General features: G+C 51.0%; 1 rRNA gene. It reads right to left on the bottom strand.

The window, feature by feature from the left end:
• Positions 1-136: 136 nt before the first annotated feature.
• Positions 137-202, bottom strand: a 16S ribosomal RNA gene (locus FHC48_RS23385); the annotation flags it as partial.

The following is a 202-nucleotide window of genomic DNA, read 5'->3' as shown; positions in this document are numbered from 1 at the left end:
CCTGTTACCGCCGTGAAAGGGCGGTGTCCTGGGCCTCTAGACGAAGGGGACACTGAAGTCTCAATCGCAAGACGCCTTGCTATTTACTTTTCATCAGACAATCTGTGTGAGCACTACAAAGGCAGGTTCTTTAAGGTAAGGAGGTGATCCAACCGCAGGTTCCCCTACGGTTACCTTGTTACGACTTCACCCCAGTCATGAA

Origin of the sequence: Enterobacter sp. EC_50, from assembly GCF_019584525.1 — a bacterium.
Taxonomy (GTDB): domain Bacteria; phylum Pseudomonadota; class Gammaproteobacteria; order Enterobacterales; family Enterobacteriaceae; genus Enterobacter; species Enterobacter roggenkampii.
Note: the sequence above shows the minus strand (reverse complement) of the source record. Positions and strands in the feature narration are given on the sequence as shown.